Source organism: Paenibacillus sp. S28 (assembly GCF_016624415.1).
Taxonomy (GTDB): domain Bacteria; phylum Bacillota; class Bacilli; order Paenibacillales; family Paenibacillaceae; genus Paenibacillus_AQ; species Paenibacillus_AQ favisporus.
Genome location: NZ_JACVTM010000004.1, coordinates 1 through 18,468 on the forward strand (window position 1 = coordinate 1; position 18,468 = coordinate 18,468).

An 18,468-nucleotide genomic window follows, 5' to 3' on the forward strand; every position below is an offset into this window, starting at 1 on the left:
AGTGCAGCAATGCATGGAGCTGACCAATACTAATCGGTCGAGGGCTTATCCTAAAAGCTTTCTGAAAGAAAGCTTGCTACGGAAGCATATGCTTAAATAATTCGCAGATTCGTTTCGTATCTAGTTTTCAAGTGATCAAACACTTGAACGTTTGGTGGCGATAGCGGAGGGGTTCCACGCGTACCCATCCCGAACACGACCGTTAAGCCCTCCAGCGCCGATGGTACTTGGACCGAAGGGTCCTGGGAGAGTAGGACGTTGCCAAGCGAAGGACCACTGTTGATAACATCGACAGTGGTTTTTTATTTCTTATCCCCAATGTGGACAACACATCCGTTTTGTCCGTTCATCCACAAATACATATTCCCTGGTCGATTTTCCAAAGGTTATGCACAAAAAAGAGAACCATCCCCGCCCAATTTGGATTATAATCATAAATTATATTCCCATAATTCACAGTTTCATCCCCAGTACTCACAATTGAAGTTTGCTTTATGGCATAAATGATTCATGTGGTGATGTTGAGTTGACTTTTGTCTAAATGTTATTCACATGTACATAAGTTTGTAAGTTCATGCCAAGGGCTCTTCGTATGATTGCCCCGGGATCGATAAAGGAGGAGTAAGTTTGACCGAAGCACAAGCTCGAGCTGTACAGTATGTACGTACGGATGCTTTGGATGTGCAGTGCCTTTCCCGCAGCGTAATTGACCGGATTTTGGCTGCAGAAGGACTTAGCGCTATTGATGTTGACTTGCTTATTGATCATATTCGCCGTTTTGCTCGGGTTACGCTCAATTTTCATCCCGATCGTCTGCTCGCTACCGGCCGTTCGGTGGTTGAGGGGCTGCTTCAGGATGGGGTGTACCGAGGACAGTTTGAGACCTCGATCTCCAACGGGAGCCGAACGGCATTTGCGGGTGGTGATCGTGACCGCTGGGAAGAGCATCTATTTGGAAAATCATACCAGTTGCCCGGAGTAACCAACGAAGAACGGCCGAAGTATGGTGGGCTTAACCTGATGAATTATGCGGACGGTGCGTCACCGCGGTTTGGCTCGTGCCACCTGGTCCTTCGCCCCCATGTTTCAGAGCGCTGCACCTTTACATTTGGGGATAGCTTTACGGGTCCTGAGCGAAAAGGAACGATCGACGTATTTTCTCCATTGTTGGCTCCTTTGTTTGAGGCGGCTGTCAGCACACAGGAGGTGCTCGGCTCGGATCACGTCAACGTACGGCTGTTGGTGGAGCTGCTTCAATCGCTAAACACCAGATCCAGCGAGTTTACACCCGAAGCCTTAGGAAGGTCACTCGATGACTACATTGAAGCACAGGTTCATGCTGTGGTGGATTTGGCGAATGACGCGGAGGCCCTGATTGCTGATCCCTCGTTCAAAGGCACGCCAACGGGGAACCTGTTGGAAGAGACCTGCTATAAATATGATTTGCGGCTTGGTTGGCATTCGGGTTTTCAGTTAGAGGTTGGATCGGTACCGGGCGATTTTCGGGGGCCTGCGATGCAGCCGCTTGCACTCAGGATCGACCAAAGGTTCGGGAACGATAGAGGGCGGATTGACGCGGCAGTATTAGGCTTGGCAGCGGCATCGCTGCACAATCACCCCGAGGAGTGGCAGGACTGGGGATCATACGATGAAACGTTACAGCACATTAAGCAATTATGGCATGTCCTTGTCCGATTTGGTTCTCCCTATCATTGTGTTACGTAATGTTACGCAGTATTGAATTGAAGAACATATAAAAGGATCAGACTTATATTGCTTTCTATCCATTTGATAACTTTCTTTGTCTTCCAGACTTTTAATACTCGAAAAAACTTCCATGCTTGGAAAAATTCCTAAGAACGAAAGGACGGTGACGGGTTGAGCATTCAAAAGCAGGAATCCAAGCGACATGAAAAAATGGGTTCAACCGAACCTCTGGATTCTTATGAAACCGTTGCCCGTGGTGAATCAGAAGCTTTGAATGAGATACAGCGACCTCAAACAAAGGACGACTCCTCCTCCAGAAGACAGGTCGTGCTGTTTATCTCTGTTGTTTTCCTGTACTGGTTCTCGTCTTATATTTATGTTCCGATTTTGTCGCCTTATATCGAGCATTTGGGGGCATCCTATACCTATCTGGGCATCGTTCTCGGTTCCTACGGTTTGATGCAAATTTTGTTCAGGCTGCCGCTCGGTATTTTATCGGATTTTATGGAAAAGCGCCGTCCATTTATTTGGCTGGGGCTGGCCGCCAGTGCGGTAAGTGGGCTGATGTTTGCTGCATTCGGACAGTTGGGTTGGGCGCTGGCTGCAAGAGCCATGGCAGGAATCGCCGCGTCGACCTGGGTGGTGTTCACCGTCGCGTTTTCAGGTTTTTTCCCGAAACATCAGGTAACCCGGGCGATGAGCATGATGCAGTTCACCACCGTGGCCGCCCAATTGACGAGCATGCTCGTCAGCGGGTATTTGGTGGAACGTTGGAGCTGGCAGCTGCCGTTTTGGCTTGGAGGCATCGTCGCGGTAATAGCCCTTGTACTTGCTTTATTTTTGCGGGAAAAAGAGCCGGATCCCGGGCGTACCCCCATGTCGCTTCAGGATTTGGCACCCGTTATGCGTGATCGGACGCTGTTTCGGGTTTCTTTTCTGTCGATCCTGGCGCACTGCGTTCTGTTCATCACGATGTTTGGGTATACGCCGAATCAGGCGCTGGACCTGGGTGCAAGCAAAAATGACCTTGCCTGGCTAACGCTGTCTTTCATGCTGCCGCATGCGGCCGCTACGCTGTTTGCCGGACGGACCCTCGTTAACCGTTTCGGGGCAAGGGTCGTGCTAACCGTGGGGTATGTGGGAACGGCCGTTTTTACGTTTTGTATCCCGGCGGCACCGAGTTTTGGCTGGCTGTGCGTAACGCAAATATTTAATGGACTGGCACAAGGACTGGTCTTTCCGCTTCTTTTGGGCAAATCGGTGGCCCATATCGAGCCATCCAAAAGGGCAACGGCAATGGGTTTTTATCAGGCAGTCTATGCGATCGGCATGTTCATGGGCCCGTTTATCGCAGGCTGGATCAGTTCGGCATGGGGGCTCGCAGGCGGGTTCCGCTTGGCGGCATATGCAGCGTTAGCTGCGGGAGTGCTCGCTTTTTGGTGGATTCGAACGGATACAAAAGCTGGGGTGAGTGCAGCTTCAGGCGGACCGCCGAATACGGGAAGTGTCCAGAAAAATGTGTAATGTGCATCTGAGCTGCGGTTTGATCCGCCAAAAAGACCCGCTAAGCGCTGAAACGCTTTGCGGGTCTTTTTTTATTTTTCCGAAATAGGGAGAAACAGCAGGGAAAATGGCAGGTTGCTGCCGGCGGCCGGGGATAACCAGAGTTCCACCTTCTCCTCCCGGTCCTGCGTCCGGTACAGCACGGTGGCGCTGTCCTGGGAGCCGTCGCCGTGCTTGATCTCGACAACCCTGTCGTTCACCCTCGCCGAGCCGAAGTACCTTCCGCCGCGTGGGTTGAAGGCGACGAGCGTGTCCGGCGCAACATGGTTCAGGATGATTTTATACAGGACACCGTAATTGCCGGAATTGATGGCAACGCTGTCCTGCATCCCGTCCATCCCCCGCTGAAAAGGATCGGTGGTATTGTCGGTGAGCGGCAGGCGCTCCGCTTCCGTTCCGACCGTGCCGTCGTATTCGAACACGCGCGTCGAATCGGCAAAGGTGCCACGGACGATGGACTCGATCGGATTTAAATCGGGCAGGGACGGCATGACCGCAATCGGGTCATGATCGGCTTGGACCATCAGCATGGTATATTCGACGGGTGCATCGCTGGTGACATCGGCATTCATCGTGATGACATCGCCGGGAGCAGCCGCGGTAGCATTCAGCTTGGGAAAGAGGGCCACGCTCTCGCCGGGGCCGATCTGCACGCTTCGCTGCTCGCTGCCGGTCAAGGTGGACTCCAAATACCGGACGCCAGCCAGTCTGCCAGATAGCTCAGGATACGGGGTTGGCCCCGCCACGCCCGAACTCTTGACCTGGATTGATGCCGCGGTATCATTCGGATTGGTGGCGATCAGGTAGAAGCGTGCCTTTGCGGCCAGGTTGTTTTTGTGATGGACCAGAAACCGGGCCGGTCCCGACAGGATGTCCTGGTACAAAATCCCTTCCGAGTTGACCGTCTCCGGACCGCTGGCCCGGAACAGCAAATACGGCTCGGTCGTGTAGGTGTAGGGCAGCGCTTTGTAGGACAGGATCGATTTGCCGCTGACCTGGAATGTGCCTCCTGCCGGAGTGAAGCGCATGGCATACTCTTCTTTGCTGTACAACACCTCGGAGGTGATTTCGATTTTTTTGCTGTATTCGGATGTCAGGCCGTGCTTGTCGGTGACCTTAAGCTTGATCTCCACCGTACCTGGCTCGAAAAAGGCCGGTTCGTTGTTCGTCCATTCGCGATTGGTGATCGCGTCTTCGTCGTCGGTGCTTTGATCGCTCAGGGTCACCGGCTCGCCGATCCGGTATTGATCTTTGTCCGTCGTAAAATAGGCCTGCGGCGGTTCGTTCGTTTGCGGACCTTCTGGCTTGTCCGTCCCCGAAGATCCGGAACCGCCAGGGTGTAGCGTAATTTGGTTTCCCTGGAGCACATAAGGGAGATGAAAAGCAGCCGTCAGCGAAGTAAGGGGAACCATCAACACGCCGCGGTCCTCGTACGCTTCGCCTTTCATCGTTTTCGTCTCCCCGTTGACTTGATATGCCTTGGTATGTACGCGGTACCGGGCTTCGGTACCTTCTAGGGATACGGTGGTCTCTTTCGTAGAGGCTTGGTAAGTCACTTTACAGCCCAAAGAGACGGCAAGCGAGCGGAGGCTGACAAAGGTGACTCCTTTTTTGATAACAGTGGGACGGTTTAATGCGGACTCGGTGCCGCTATTTAGGATTCGGCTGCTGTTTAAATAGATGACCGTCGTTCCGGAAGGAGCTGCGGGTGCTTGAGCCGTAGTCACTTTCTGCGGGATCGTAGGCTCTTGCTCCAGATCGGATGCGGCAGATGCCGGAACCACACCGTAGGCGGCAAGCAGAACGGAAGTCAGAAGGGCAGTTTTTTGTATTTTCATGGGAATGATATGGAACTCCTTTTCTGAAATTTGATAATCAAACAGGGGCCTTTATTTGGCGGCAATCATGACCGCTCCCAGTACGATGACCGCGGCCCCGATCCAGCGGTTCAGCGGGACGCTTTCCCCGAAGAAATACCACGCGGCGAAAATGCCGGCGGCGTAAGCCAGGCTTTGCAGCGGGTAGGCAAGGCTGAGCGGCAGCCGGGACAGCACGACGAACCACAATCCCGTGGCCACTGCATAAAGGGCGATACCAAGCAGAATCAGCGGCGAAAATAATACCTGCAAAAGGTTGCCAAGGTGGATGCCACCTTGCTGCTGCAGGCCGATTTTCCAGGTGATTTGACCGGCGACCAGGAGCAGCATATTGAGAAGCAGCATCAAGTAAGCCATACTAGCGGTTCACCTCCGTGCTCGAAGAAGACGGCACAATAATTTGCTCTTCGGAAGAAGCCGCCGCAGAAATTCGCTGACAGGGTTCCGTGGAATGAAGTCCGGAGAATTCCCCGGACGGCATCCCGGATTGCTGCAGGGTATGGGCTTCTGGGGGCTGTTGAGAATGCTGTCTAGATGACTGCTCAGGATGCTGTTTAGATGTCTGCTCAGAATGAGGTCCGGATGACTGTCCAAAATGCGGGTCGGATGTCTGTCCCGGGCGCGATCCAAAGGCAGGACCTGAGGCAAGCCCCATAGAGCTCTCTGAGCCTCCCTCCGCCTGGGCTTCAAGCTTTTGAATGCGTTGTTCCTGCAAGCCCAGCGTTTGGGTAAGCACGATGACCCGGTGCGTGAGCGTGGAGACCGCCATCGTCAAATGCAGCAGGATGAACAGCACCGCGACTACACTCAGCAGGTAGAGCAGCGACGGGGCGTAATAAATGTGGATCCGCTGCGCCACCTCGTCCAAAAGGGACGGAAACAGGGACAGCACCATCATGATCACGCTCATCAAAAGCCAGAGCAGGGCGTACTGCTCGCGCAGCCTGCGCTTGCGGATCAAGTATAAAATCGTGCCGGCAAAAGCAAGGCTGATGCAAAAGCTGATGATATAAATATTAAGATTCATAGCGGTTTTCCCACGCTCTCTTTTTGTTGGTTTTCATGAGCAGAACCGACAGGATGACCTTGGACATGTAATACACGGATTTCATGGCCGAGATGCTGGAGACGCCTCCCTGACGCTCATTCATCACGACGGGAATTTCCGTAAAGGACAGCTCCCGGTTGTAGAGCAGCATCAGCGCCTCTACCTCGGGATAGTCGGTCGGGTACTCGCGTGCGAACAGGGAGATAGCCCGCCGTCCGCACAGGCGATAGCCGGAGGTTGGATCGGTCACGTTCTGCCCGGTGAGCCGGGTCACGAGGGCGGACAGCAGACCGATGCCCATTTTGCGGGCGAAAGTCGACTGAAAGCCCTCTTTGGTAATAAAACGGGAGCCAATCACCATATCGGCGCCGGTATCGAACTGGGCGGACAGGAGGCGGCGCAGATCGCACGGATTGTGCTGACCGTCGCCGTCGATCTGCACGGCGTAGTCATAGTGATGCTCCGCCGCGTAGCGGTAGCCGGTCTGCACCGCGCCACCGATGCCCAAGTTGCAGGTCAGGTCGATGACATTGGCCCCTGCGGCCCGGGCGATCCGGCTGGTAGCGTCGATCGACCCGTCATTGATGACGAGCACGTCTGCGTAAGGGGCGTCTTCGCGGAGCCGGCGGATGACCTGCCCGATCCCCTCCGCCTCGTTATAAGCGGGGACGATCACGAGCACTTTGGGCGGCTTGTTATGACTTTCCGGTCGATTCAGCATAAGTAACGGCTCCTTTCCGTGTATTTGAAGAGCGGGTCCATTTCTGCCACGCCCAGCGGAGGATGGCGATCACCGCTGCCGCATCCAGCATGATGATCAGCGGCATGGCGGTGTAGTTATAGCGGAACTCAGGGACGAAGGCCAGGCGGGTAACCGTCATGACCGCTACAATCAGCGTCATCAGCGTTAATGGCTGCTTCCATTTCCGAAGAGAAGCGACCAGGGCCACGGGACAGAACCACACGAGCGCCACATGCAGCAGGCTGCCCAGCGGGCTCGGAAGCACACGGTATAACGGGCTGTGGCCGCTGCCGAAGTACATATTCGAATAAATGTACTTGAGCTTGCCGACGGTGTACCATTTGACGAACTGCCATGTGTGCTGCGTAAAACCGATCTTCAGCCGCTCTTTGGCGACTTCCATCTGGGTTTTGCCATGCCGGTCGACCAGGCCGTCGTTGTAATTTTTGTCCGGATAGGTGCCGGCGGCAAACGGATTGACCTGGGTGGAGGCGATCACGACCTCGTGCAGGGTCACCATGTTGCGGACCACCCAAGGAGCGAGGACGATCCCTGTTCCGATGCAGGTGAACAGCAGCAGCTTGAGCGTGAGGCGGAATTCCTTTTTCCAGAGCCAATACAACCCGTACACCGGCGCGATCACAATTAAAAACTCCGGACGTGTCAGCACCAGCAGGCCCATCGCCGCCCCGCTCAGCAGAGCGAGGGTTCGTGTTCTGCGCTCGAAGGCTTCAAGCTGCAGACGGATATACAGCATCAGGAAAAAGCAGGCCAGCGTCTCGGTCAGAACCGCACCGTTGCTCCAAATAAAAGGCGGATACACGCTGCTGATGAGCAGCACGATCATCGAAACGGTCCGGCCCGAGAGCTTTCGGGCGACCGAGTAAATGAGCCACAGGGTGACAAGGCTGATCACGACCTGAATGTAACGGATGTAAGGGAACGGATCATGATGCTGGTAATCGACCAGCTTGTAGATGGCCGCCATAAACAGCGGATACCCCGGCGTGACCTGGGCGTTCGGCTGGGTATCCTTGTAAGCGTAGATCCCTTTTTCGAGCAGCTGCCGGACCATGATGTCGTAATTCAGCGTGTCATGCGAAACCTTATGGTTGACCGAAAGCAGAAAGTCCAGCCGCACATAGGCAGCCAGCGCGAAGATCAGCACGAAAATCGTGATGAGCAGCGTTTTTTTATGGGCAAACAATTTTGAAGTGATGGTGTACATACGGATTTCGTGCTCCTTCCTTGACAGACATGGGAGACAAACAGCTCTCCTCACGGACGATGCCTGCTGTCCTCCTAACTTGAATCTAAGATTACAGGAGAGTTCTTAACTGGAGCCTACCCAAATGCTTAACAAACGCTTAAGTTTTTCTGTTAAAAAATGCGGCGGGGAGCGGAATAGCACCAAAAAAGCAGATAGCCGCACTCCCCAGATGGGATGAGGTTATCTGCTTTTTGTATGGTGAAAGGTAAATGGTTATGCCGGCACAGCCGGATCGGGAAGCCGGGTCTCAAACACGGTCTGGTTCGTCGAGCTCTCCACGGAGATGTCTCCGCCGTGCACGTCAATGATGCTCTTGGTGATGGCCAGCCCGAGCCCGGTACCGCCGGTCGCCTTGGAACGCGATTGCTCTACGCGATAGAACCGTTCGAAGATATACGGTAGATCCCGCTTGGGAATGGGCTCCCCGTAATTGCAGACGCGTATGCGGACAAAGGCTTCTTCCTTTTCGATATAAACGTCGATGTATTTGCCGCTGCTTCCATATTTAATGGCATTGGAAATGAGATTTTCGTAAGCCCGGACGAGGTGGTCGCCGTCGGCTTGAATGATGACCGGCTGCTCCGGCGCGTGAATCTGCAGAATCATGTTCGCCTGCTCCAGGCTTGGCACAAACTCCTCGGCCAGCTGCCGGATCAATCCGGTTACATCCAGCTTGCGCAGGTGCAGCGGCATGCCGTTGTTGATGCGCGTATACTCAAACAGGTCGTCGATCAGATTCTTGAGGCTGAGCGATTTTTCATAAGCGATATTCATGTAATAGCGAAGCTCCACCTCGTCGGCATAACGGTCTTTATCGATGATTTCCAAAAATCCGAGAATGGAGGTCAGCGGGGTCCGCAGGTCGTGGGATACGCCGGTGATCAGATCGTTTTTCGTCTTCTCGGCGTTACGCTCCTCTTGAATGGAGCGGTTTAACTGAGCGCTCATCTGGTTGATGCTGTCGGCAATCCGGCCGAGCTCATGGTTTTCCCGAACCGGAATTTCATAATCGAAATGTCCCTTGGCGATCTCCGCCAGCCCGTAACTGATTTCCTCCAGGTACGTATGAATTTGCCCGGACAGGCTGTTCATGTGTTCCGCGATCGTTCCGAGCTCATCGGCAGCTTTCACACTGACGGAAGCTTGGAGCCGCCCGCCGGCCATGTCCTCCAGGATTCCGGCCAGCTCTTTGGCATAACGAACGAGGGGCCGGGTGGAAGCCACGTAAAGGGACAGGAAAAAGACGACACCGAACACCCCGATCGTCGGCCTGGAGCCGATATGGTTGATCACCCAGATCACGGGCACATTATAAGGCGGGCGCACAATGATATAAGAGGCGAGCAGACGGCCGAGCAGCACGAACAGCAACGTCAGCCCGGTGCAGCCGAGAAACACGGCAAGGAACTTCCAGCGGATGCCGATGTATACCTTGGTGGTCATGGTGCTCTACACCTCCTTCGCCGATTTCATTTTGTAGCCGATGCCCCAGACGGTCTTGATGTAGGCCGGATGCTGAGTATCCTTTTCGATCTTTTCGCGGAGCTTGCGGATATGGACCATCACCGTGTTTTTGGATTCCATGAATGGCTCGTTCCAGACCTCTTCGTAAATTTTGTCCATGCTGAGCACGATGCCCTGATTGACGGCCAGCAGCTTCAAAATGTCGAACTCGCGGGGCGTCAGCTTCACTTCCTGCTCCCCGACGGTCACCGTATGGGTGGCGGTATTGATGACCAAATCGTCGATCACGATTTCGTCCTCGGCTGTAATATCGCGGTAATTTAACAGCTTGTACCGGCGCAGCTGCGATTTGACGCGGGCGACCAGCTCCAGCGGATTGAACGGCTTGGTGACGTAATCGTCGGCACCGATGCTCAGGCCGGAAATTTTATCGATATCCTGGCTTTTTGCGGACAGCATGATGATGGGGGTGTTGTTCTTTTCCCGGATTTTCATGCAGGCTTGAATCCCGTCCATTTGGGGCATCATCACATCAAGGATGATGAGGTCGATCGGATGGCTCTGCAGCGCTTCGAGTGCCTCCAGTCCGTTAGATGCTTTATATAAGGTGTATCCTTCATTTTTTAAATAAATTTCAATCAGTTCGATAATTTCTTTCTCGTCATCGACGAGCAGGATCGCTTCTCTGGACATTACGGCATTCACACCTCTTTGAATATTGTGGAAACTAGGAGTATGCTTGATGTATAGCATTATAAACCGAAACTCTTAACATTATGGTCACGAATTTCTTAACATTAACTTAAATTCCGCCGATGTTGTGGCCTTAGGATGAGCGTTCCGCTGCTTCTTATACATACAGGGAAAGGGCGCAGCCGATGAAAGATAGGGCTTTTTCACCAAATGGAAAGGCTGGCTAACAACGTACGAGTATAATTTTAACGTAAAAAGAGGAGAGAGCGTATAGCATGGGCAACAAGTGGACTGAAACCTACTTAATTCATTCCAACGATATCGATTTTAAATCCGAAGCGCGGCTGTCGGTACTGCTGTCTTTGGCGCAGAGAACGGCCGACGCCGATCTGGAGCAGCTTGGGGCGACGAGGGACCAGATGATCGAAGCGGGCATGGGCTGGATGCTGATCACAATGGATCTGCGCATCAGCCGGATGCCGAAGGCGCTGGAGCCAATCAACGTCGAGACCTGGAACAAAGGCCCGAGAGGGGCCCTGTGGCAGCGGGATTTTGTGATTTATGGCAGCGGCGGGGAAATTCTCGGCGAAGCGTGCAGCATTTGGGCGCTCGTGGACATCCAGAAACGCAGAATGCTGCGGCCATCCAAGTTCCCCTTTGACGTCTACATTAATGAAGAGGATTCGGCCGGTGAAGCACCGGATAAAGTAACTATACCTGAGGATATGCCGCTTCATGAAGCGTACCGCTCCGTGGTACGCTACAGCGGGATCGATGCCAATCTGCATCTGAACAATTCCCGTTATGCCGATCTGTGCATGGATACGCTGTCCAAGGAGGAGCTTACGTGTTATTCTTGTGCTGGTTTTCGGATAACCTACCATCACGAGGCCCGATTGGGGGATGACATGGTGGTGAAACGGTCAGAGCTGTCCGGCGGCCGGGTGTACGTGAGCGGACAAGCCGAGGACGGGTCGCATTATTTTGACGCGTATCTTCTATTGAAAGAAACGAACTGAACGAACGAAGGCATCCCAAGGGCCCCATGGATAATTCCGTCCCGATCGGGGGATTGTTAAAGGATAAGGGGGGATAAGCATGCCGCATCGTAAACCGGTTAAAGACAGTAACCTGCCAAACAGAGCGAGCCGGAAACAGGAATATACTACGCTGCATCCGGATAAAGCTGCTAAATTTCCGCCGAGCCTGAACCAAATTCCGAAGCAGGAACAGGATTAGGCATTTACCGCACCACCCCAGGTCCTTCAGTGGCATCCTCGGCTCCTGCCGAGGTTCCGCTGGGGGATTTTATTTTGCACAGTCGATAGATAAAACAGGGTTACCTTCCTTTTGCATCCGCTGCCGGATTCAATGTTATAATAGGACGGAAAGAAAGGGTGGTACGTCATGAAATCATTGGTATTAGCCGAAAAGCCTTCCGTGGCCCGCGAAATTGCGCGCGTCATGGGAAGCCACGACAAGCATAAAGGATATATCGAAGGTCCGAAATATATCGTCACCTGGGCGCTGGGCCATTTGGTCGGACTCGCGGAGCCTGAGGATTACGACAATAAATACGCAACCTGGAACCTTGAGGATCTGCCGATCCTGCCGGAATCGATAAAGCTGAAGGTGCTGCGTGAATCCGCCCAGCAATTCAAGGTTGTGCAGCAGCAGCTCCGCCGCCAGGACGTCGGCGAGTTGATCGTGGCGACGGACGCCGCGCGGGAGGGGGAGCTCCTCGCCCGGTGGATCATGAAGATGGGAAAATGGAACAAGCCGTTCAAGCGGCTCTGGATATCTTCGCAGACAGACAAGGCGATCAAGGAAGGTTTTGCTTCGCTGAAGCCGGGGAACCAGTTCGACCGGCTGTACGAATCGGCGCGCTGCCGGGCTGAAGCCGACTGGATGATCGGCCTGAACGTGACGCGGGCGCTCACGGTCAAATTCGGGGCGCAGCTCTCCGCGGGACGGGTGCAGACCCCGACGCTGGGCATGATCATGGACCGGGAAAATGAAATCGTAAATTTCCGGTCGGAGGAGTACGACACGATCAAGGCCGACTTCGGCGGATTTGCCGCGGTGTGGCGGGGGAACAACGGCGACGCCCGCATCTTCGACAAGAGTGCGGCCGAAGCCTTGAAGCGCAGGCTGGACGGCTCGTCCGGCCGGATCGTCAAGGTGAAGAAGACGGAGAAGGTCGAGGCTCATCCGCTCGCTTACGACCTGACCGAGCTGCAGCGGGATGCGAACCGCCGGTTCGGCTTCTCTGCGAAGCAAACGTCGGGCGTACTTCAGCGTTTGTATGAGCAGCACAAGCTCGTCACCTATCCCCGGACCGACAGCCGCTATCTGACGTCGGATATGACCGGCACGCTGAAGGAACGCCTGGAGAGCGTGGCCATTGGGCCATATGCTTCCCTGGCGCGTCCGCTGCTGCGGAAAAATTTGAATATAACCAAACGCGTCGTGGACGATTCGAAAGTCAGCGATCACCACGCGATCATCCCGACGGAAGAGACAGTGCTATTGAACCAGCTGAACACTGAAGAACGCAAGCTGTACGACCTGATCGTCCGGCGCTTCATCAGCCTGTTCTACCCGCCGGCACGGTATGACGCGGTCGCGGTAACGATCGACGTGGAAGGCGAGTCCCTTCATGTGAAAGGGACGACGATCAAGGAGAGCGGCTGGCGCGAGGTATACGGCGGAGATGTCTCCGACGAATCGGATGAAGATTCGTCGGCTGATACCGACGGCGAAGAGAGCGGAGCCCAGCTTCCAGTGCTGAACGAGGGCGAAGCCGTCAAGGTGCAGCGGGTCATCATGCAAGGCGGCCGGACTTTGCCGCCGAAACGGTATACCGAGGCTACGCTTCTGTCCCAGATGGAGAAGCACGGCCTTGGCACCCCGGCGACGCGCGCGGACATTATCGAGAAGCTGGTGAACTCCGATACGATCGAGCGCCAGGGGAACGCGCTGCATCCGACGGGCAAAGGCAAGCAGCTGATCGGACTCGTTGCGCCGGAGCTGCGGACGCCGCAGCTGACGGCCAAGTGGGAAGCCGAGCTGGAGAAGATCGCCCGCGGCCAAGGGCAGCCGGAGCCGTTCCTGAAGGGAATCCGCGGCATGTCCAAGGATCTGGTGGCAGGCGTAAAGAACAGCAAGGCGGACTACAAGCCGCACAACGTCTCGAACAGCCACTGTCCGGACTGCGGTACCCGGCTGTTGGAGAAGAAGGGCAAGCGCGGCAAGATGCTCGTCTGCCCGAGCGAGGACTGCGGCTACCGCCGTTCGGACGAGAAGCGCCTGTCCAACCGCCGCTGCCCGCAGTGCCACAAGAAGATGGAGATGAAGGAAGGCAAAGCCGGCTTGTATGTGCAGTGCCTGTCCTGCGGCATCACGGAGACAGTCAACAAGGACAGCAAGCACGTCAACAAGCGCGAGGAGCGCAAGCTGGTGCAGCAGTATACCAAGAAGCAGGAGCCGATCGGTTCGAATCTCGGCGAGCTGCTGAAAGCTGCGATGGAGAAAAAGAACGGTTAATCGCCTGAAAGACCTGGGCTGCATGCTCTGGCTGATCGGACTGACAGAGCATACATGCATAAACCTGTATCTCCTCTTGCCGACATTGAGGAAATCTAGCTAGTTCACTGGAATCTCTCAAACGAGAGGAAGCCGTCATAGTAAAGGAGCGTTACGCCGGAGACGCTGATTTGCTCCATCAATATTTAGGAAAACTCCGCCAGGTAGGCGTTTTTGCTGGGAATACTGGCAGACGGATGCCTGGCGGTTTGTCTCTTGGCTAGTAAAGTTTTATAATAGAAGCAAGCAGTAGAACGGGGGTGGTAGCGTAAGTGAGGACGGCGCTCTTGATCTGGTTTATTTTTATCAACGCGGTAGGTTACCTGATCATGTCCGAGGATAAAAGAAGGGCAAGAAACAGGCGTGACCGTGTGCCGGAAAGAACGCTCTTTCTGCTTGCCGCCATCGGCGGAGCGCTGGGCGTACTGATTGCCATGTACCGCAAACGCCATAAGACCAGGCATCTGAGCTTTCGGGTCGGGATACCGCTGCTGCTGTTCGTCAACGCAGTTCTGTACGCATTTTTCATGAGTTGATTTATCGCTTGATGGTACAACATGGTTTCATTTCTTGCTAATTCGGTTTAATAACATCTCAATTCACACTTCATACAGAGAAAGCGCAGGTGGGTCCACATGTTATTTTCCAAAATTCTTTTAGCTTATGATGGTTCCAAAGCTTCCAATAAGGCTCTTGAACGTGCAATCGAACTGGCGAAAGCGGCGCCTGACGCGGTCATCGACGTCGTACACGTCTTTGATTTCCCGCGCGTATTCATTGGCGAAGGCATGGCTCCGATTCCGGCGTCTGTTAACCAGGACTTCTATGAACTCGCTGAGCAGACGGTCGCGGAAGTGAAGAAACGCCTCGACGGCGAAGGCGTCGCCTACAATGCGGAGATGATCCAGGGTGGACCTGCGGAAGTCATTCTGGAATATGCCAAGGAAAAAGGCAATGATCTGATCGTGATCGGCAGCCGCGGCTTGGGCGGAATCCGGGAGTTCGTGCTCGGCAGCGTCAGCCACAACGTCGTGCAGCATGCGACCATTCCGGTGCTTGTCGTTAAATAAATGATGGAATTGTAAGCCAGTGTGCCCCGAATATGGGGTGCACTGGTTTTGTTTTAGGAATGATCAGCGGCAAAATCCGAACATTCGATTTTACACTGTTTTAATTGTTCGTGTTTTAGTTGACATGTTGTGTAGGGGATTGTTAAACTGTTAGGTGTAAAGCCTTAAGGGATTTGGAAGAGGCAGAGAACCATCACTGGATGGTTAAGGGAATGAACAAATAATCGAATGAATTGATCTCGTATAAAGCCGGGGATATGGCCCGGAAGTTTCTACCCGGATACCGTAAATGTCCGGACTACGAGGGAATACTGCCGAGGAGTCGCCGGTTCCGATGGACGGAAAGGCTTCCCTCCTTGCTGCGTTTGCGGCAGCTGTATTCCTTACCCGGTCCGGTATCCTGAAAGTCAACGTATTTCTCGGGCACCGGGCCTTTTTGGGTCTCTCCCGAATGAATAAAAAACTTTTGGAAAGTGGGTTGAAACATGTCAGCAGCGGTCGCTGTCATTATGGGCAGCAAATCGGATTGGGAAACGATGCAGCATGCATGTCTCGTCCTGGACGAACTGCAAATTCCGTATGAGAAAAAGGTCGTGTCCGCGCACCGGACGCCGGACCTGATGTTCGCCTTTGCGGAGCAGGCGGCGGAGCGCGGACTCAAAGTCATCATCGCCGGAGCCGGCGGTGCCGCGCATTTGCCGGGTATGGTAGCGTCCAAGACGACGCTGCCGGTCATCGGCGTTCCTGTGCAGTCCAAGGCGCTGAACGGCCTGGATTCGCTTCTGTCGATCGTTCAGATGCCGGGCGGCATTCCGGTCGCGACGGTGGCGATCGGCAAGGCGGGCGCTACGAATGCGGGCCTCCTGGCCGCGCAAATCATCGGGGCCTATGACAGCGAGGTTCAAGCGCGGGTGCAAGCGCGAAGAGATGCCATCCGCGACGAAGTGCTGGAAAGCAGTGATTCGCTATGAGCAGCAATCAGGCATCTCAGCAGACATGGCTCCCTGGTTCCACCATCGGCATTCTGGGCGGCGGCCAGCTGGGACGAATGATGGCGCTGGCCGGAACCGCTATGGGGTACCGCTTCATCACGCTCGATCCGACGCAGGATTCGCCCTGCGGGCAGATTGCAGGACAGATTGAAGCGGCTTACGACGACGTTGATGCAGCCCGCCGGCTGGCGGCGGCGTCGGATGTCATTACGTACGAATTCGAAAACGTCGACGCAGAAGTCGCGGCGCTGCTGGAGAAGGAATCCAGCGTGCCGCAAGGAAGCGCGCTGCTCTACACGACGCAGCACCGCCTCCGGGAGAAGCGGGCGATCGAAGCTGCGGGCGTGCCCGTGGCGCCGTACCGCGAAATTACGAGCCTGGAGAGCCTCAGAGAGGCGGCTGCCGCGCTCGGACTTCCCGGTGTGCTGAAGACCGCCACCGGCGGATACGACGGCAAAGGCCAGATCGTTCTCCGCTCGGAGGATCAGCTCGAGGCGGCTTACGAGGAACTGGCTGCCACCGGCCGCGAGCTGGTACTGGAGAAATTCGTTGATTTTCAATGCGAAATTTCAGTTATTGCCGCCCGAAGTCCAAAAGGGGAAGTAAAAAGCTTCCCAGTGGCAGAAAATATTCATGTGAACAACATTTTGCACCTGTCGATCGTCCCGGCGAGAGTCGAGGAGCAGGTTCAGCGGGAAGCCCGCAAGCTGGCGGAGCAGCTCGTGGAGCACTTGGGTGCGGTCGGCCTGCTGGCCGTGGAGATATTCGTGACAAAGGACGGTCAGCTGTACGTGAACGAGCTGGCGCCGCGTCCGCACAACTCCGGCCACTACACGATGGAGGCCTGTGCGACCTCGCAGTTCGAGCAGCATGTCCGCGCCGTGTGCAACATGCCGCTTGGCGACACGACGCTGCTGACCCCGGTCGTCATGGTCAACGTGCTCGGCCAGCATCTGAAACAGGTGATCCGCGCCAGCGGCAGACCAAGCATCGCCGTCAGCGAATACGGCGTGGTGCCGAAGCTTCATTTATACGGCAAGAGCGACGTGAAGAAAGATCGGAAAATGGGACATATCAACCTGCTGTGCAAGGACGTGCAGGATGGACTCGACTGGGTTGAACAAACTAACATCTGGAGGCAAGGATAATTTATGATCGAACGTTACAGCAGACCGGAAATGCGGGCCATCTGGACCGAAGAAAATAAATTCAAGGCATGGCTGGAAGTAGAGCTGTGCGCATGCGAGGCTTGGGCCGAGCTGGGCGTCATTCCGAAGGAAGACACGAAGCTGCTTCGCGAAAATGCCAAATTCGACATCGACCGGATTTACGAAATCGAGCAGGAAACGCGCCATGATGTCATCGCCTTTACCCGTGCGGTATCGGAGAGTCTTGGACAGGAGCGCAAATGGGTGCATTACGGGCTCACTTCCACCGACGTGGTGGATACAGCGCTCGGATATCTTCTCCGTCAAGCAAACGAAATTTTGGAGAAGGATATTTTGAACTTCATCGAGATCCTGAAAGACAAGGCTATAGCTTACAAAGACACGCCGATGATGGGACGTACGCACGGTGTTCATGCCGAGCCGACGACCTTCGGCCTGAAGATGGCCCTCTGGTACGAGGAAATGAAGCGCAACCTGGAGCGTTTCCGCCACGCGGCGAACGGCGTCCAGTTCGGAAAAATTTCCGGCGCGGTCGGCACCTATGCCAACATCGACCCGTTCGTGGAAGAGTTCGTCTGCAAGAAGCTCGGCACGAGCCCGGCTCCGATTTCCACGCAGACGCTGCAGCGTGACCGCCATGCCGAATACATGGCAACGCTGGCGCTGATCGCGACGTCGCTCGACAAGTTCGCAACGGAAATCCGCGCGCTCCAGAAGAGCGAAGTGCGCGAGGTTGAAGAAGCCTTCGCCAAAGGCCAGAAGGGCTCCTCGGCGATGCCGCACAAGCGCAACCCGATCGGCTGCGAGAACATTTCGGGCCTCTCGCGCGTCATCCGCGGCCACATGGTGACCGCCTATGAAGACGTGGCGCTCTGGCACGAGCGCGATATTTCGCACTCCTCCGTGGAGCGGATCATCCTGCCGGATGCGACGATGCTACTGAACTACATGCTGAACCGCTTCGGCAACATCGTGAAGAACCTGACCGTATTCCCGGAAAACATGAAGCGCAACATGGCGCGTACCTACGGCGTGCCGTTCTCCGGCCGCGTCATGACGAAGCTGATCGACAAAGGCTTCAGCCGCGAGCAGGCGTACGATACCGTGCAGCCGCGGGCAATGCAGGCGTGGGAAGAGCAGCGCCAGTTCCGCGACATCGTGGAAGCGACGCCGGAAATTACGGAGGCGCTCAGCCCGGAAGAGATCGAAGATGCGTTTAATCCGTCGTGGCATCTGAAGCACGTGGATACGATTTTCAAAAAGCTTGGCTTGATATAAGAGCGTTCGG

17 protein-coding genes, 1 rRNA gene and 1 riboswitch are annotated in these 18,468 nt (G+C 54.9%); of the genes, 11 read left to right on the plus strand and 7 right to left on the minus strand.

Annotation, left to right across the window (positions count from 1 at the left end):
* Positions 1–150 precede the first annotated feature (150 nt).
* The 3 genes from rrf to IAE55_RS11410 all read left to right on the plus strand — a co-directional run bounded on the left by rrf (position 151) and on the right by IAE55_RS11410 (position 3,231).
* Positions 151–267, plus strand: a 5S ribosomal RNA gene (gene rrf, locus IAE55_RS11400).
* Positions 268–627: 360 nt separating this feature from the next.
* The gene (locus tag IAE55_RS11405) at positions 628–1,725 is read left to right on the plus strand and encodes a DUF3626 domain-containing protein (protein WP_234489485.1); all 1,098 of its coding nucleotides are present in this window, start codon (positions 628–630) and stop codon (positions 1,723–1,725) included.
* A gap of 309 nt (positions 1,726–2,034) precedes the next feature.
* The gene (locus tag IAE55_RS11410) at positions 2,035–3,231 is read left to right on the plus strand and encodes an MFS transporter (protein ID WP_325168628.1); all 1,197 of its coding nucleotides are present in this window, start codon (positions 2,035–2,037) and stop codon (positions 3,229–3,231) included.
* Between the two features lie 71 nt (positions 3,232–3,302).
* Here the strand turns inward: IAE55_RS11410 and IAE55_RS11415 are convergent, their stop codons facing one another.
* The 7 genes from IAE55_RS11415 to IAE55_RS11445 all read right to left on the minus strand — a co-directional run bounded on the left by IAE55_RS11415 (position 3,303) and on the right by IAE55_RS11445 (position 10,364).
* Entirely contained in the window at positions 3,303–5,108 is a 1,806-nt protein-coding gene (locus IAE55_RS11415) for a copper amine oxidase N-terminal domain-containing protein (protein ID WP_200632204.1), read from the minus strand.
* Positions 5,109–5,159: 51 nt separating this feature from the next.
* Positions 5,160–5,504, minus strand: coding sequence for an EamA family transporter (locus IAE55_RS11420; protein ID WP_105442455.1), 345 nt, complete (start codon positions 5,502–5,504; stop codon positions 5,160–5,162).
* Between the two features lies 1 nt (position 5,505).
* On the minus strand, positions 5,506–6,174 hold the full coding sequence (locus tag IAE55_RS33775) for a DUF2304 domain-containing protein (RefSeq protein ID WP_234489486.1): 669 nt from the start codon (positions 6,172–6,174) through the stop codon (positions 5,506–5,508).
* Complete coding sequence (locus IAE55_RS11430) at positions 6,164–6,916, minus strand: glycosyltransferase family 2 protein (RefSeq protein WP_200632205.1); 753 nt, start codon at positions 6,914–6,916, stop codon at positions 6,164–6,166. Before IAE55_RS11430 ends, IAE55_RS33775 begins: the two co-directional genes overlap by 11 nt.
* On the minus strand, positions 6,891–8,165 hold the full coding sequence (locus tag IAE55_RS11435) for an ArnT family glycosyltransferase (RefSeq protein WP_200632206.1): 1,275 nt from the start codon (positions 8,163–8,165) through the stop codon (positions 6,891–6,893). Before IAE55_RS11435 ends, IAE55_RS11430 begins: the two co-directional genes overlap by 26 nt.
* 255 nt (positions 8,166–8,420) lie before the next feature.
* A complete protein-coding gene (locus tag IAE55_RS11440; protein WP_145164709.1) occupies positions 8,421–9,650 on the minus strand; it encodes a sensor histidine kinase in 1,230 nt (409 codons plus the stop codon).
* 6 nt (positions 9,651–9,656) lie between these two features.
* Entirely contained in the window at positions 9,657–10,364 is a 708-nt protein-coding gene (locus IAE55_RS11445) for a response regulator transcription factor (RefSeq protein WP_200632207.1), read from the minus strand.
* A gap of 275 nt (positions 10,365–10,639) precedes the next feature.
* On the opposite strand from IAE55_RS11445, the gene IAE55_RS11450 reads away from it, so the two are divergent.
* From IAE55_RS11450 to purB, 8 genes are all read left to right on the plus strand, one after another.
* Positions 10,640–11,383, plus strand: coding sequence for an acyl-[acyl-carrier-protein] thioesterase (locus IAE55_RS11450; protein ID WP_145164708.1), 744 nt, complete (start codon positions 10,640–10,642; stop codon positions 11,381–11,383).
* Positions 11,384–11,462: 79 nt separating this feature from the next.
* A complete protein-coding gene (locus IAE55_RS11455; RefSeq protein WP_163880674.1) occupies positions 11,463–11,603 on the plus strand; it encodes a hypothetical protein in 141 nt (46 codons plus the stop codon).
* 168 nt (positions 11,604–11,771) lie between these two features.
* Positions 11,772–13,910, plus strand: a complete 2,139-nt coding sequence (locus IAE55_RS11460) for a DNA topoisomerase III (protein ID WP_200632208.1) — start codon at positions 11,772–11,774, stop codon at positions 13,908–13,910.
* Positions 13,911–14,221: 311 nt separating this feature from the next.
* On the plus strand, positions 14,222–14,485 hold the full coding sequence (locus IAE55_RS11465) for a DUF1294 domain-containing protein (protein ID WP_076176818.1): 264 nt from the start codon (positions 14,222–14,224) through the stop codon (positions 14,483–14,485).
* 99 nt (positions 14,486–14,584) lie between these two features.
* On the plus strand, positions 14,585–15,019 hold the full coding sequence (locus tag IAE55_RS11470) for a universal stress protein (protein WP_076176817.1): 435 nt from the start codon (positions 14,585–14,587) through the stop codon (positions 15,017–15,019).
* A gap of 219 nt (positions 15,020–15,238) precedes the next feature.
* Positions 15,239–15,340, plus strand: a riboswitch (purine riboswitch).
* 164 nt (positions 15,341–15,504) lie between these two features.
* The gene (gene purE, locus IAE55_RS11475) at positions 15,505–15,990 is read left to right on the plus strand and encodes a 5-(carboxyamino)imidazole ribonucleotide mutase (RefSeq protein ID WP_076176816.1); all 486 of its coding nucleotides are present in this window, start codon (positions 15,505–15,507) and stop codon (positions 15,988–15,990) included.
* Positions 15,987–17,159, plus strand: coding sequence for a 5-(carboxyamino)imidazole ribonucleotide synthase (gene purK, locus IAE55_RS11480; RefSeq protein ID WP_200632209.1), 1,173 nt, complete (start codon positions 15,987–15,989; stop codon positions 17,157–17,159). The genes purE and purK overlap by 4 nt, the downstream gene beginning before the upstream one ends.
* Before the next feature lie 3 nt (positions 17,160–17,162).
* The gene (gene purB, locus IAE55_RS11485; protein ID WP_076176814.1) at positions 17,163–18,458 is read left to right on the plus strand and encodes an adenylosuccinate lyase; all 1,296 of its coding nucleotides are present in this window, start codon (positions 17,163–17,165) and stop codon (positions 18,456–18,458) included.
* Positions 18,459–18,468 lie beyond the last annotated feature (10 nt).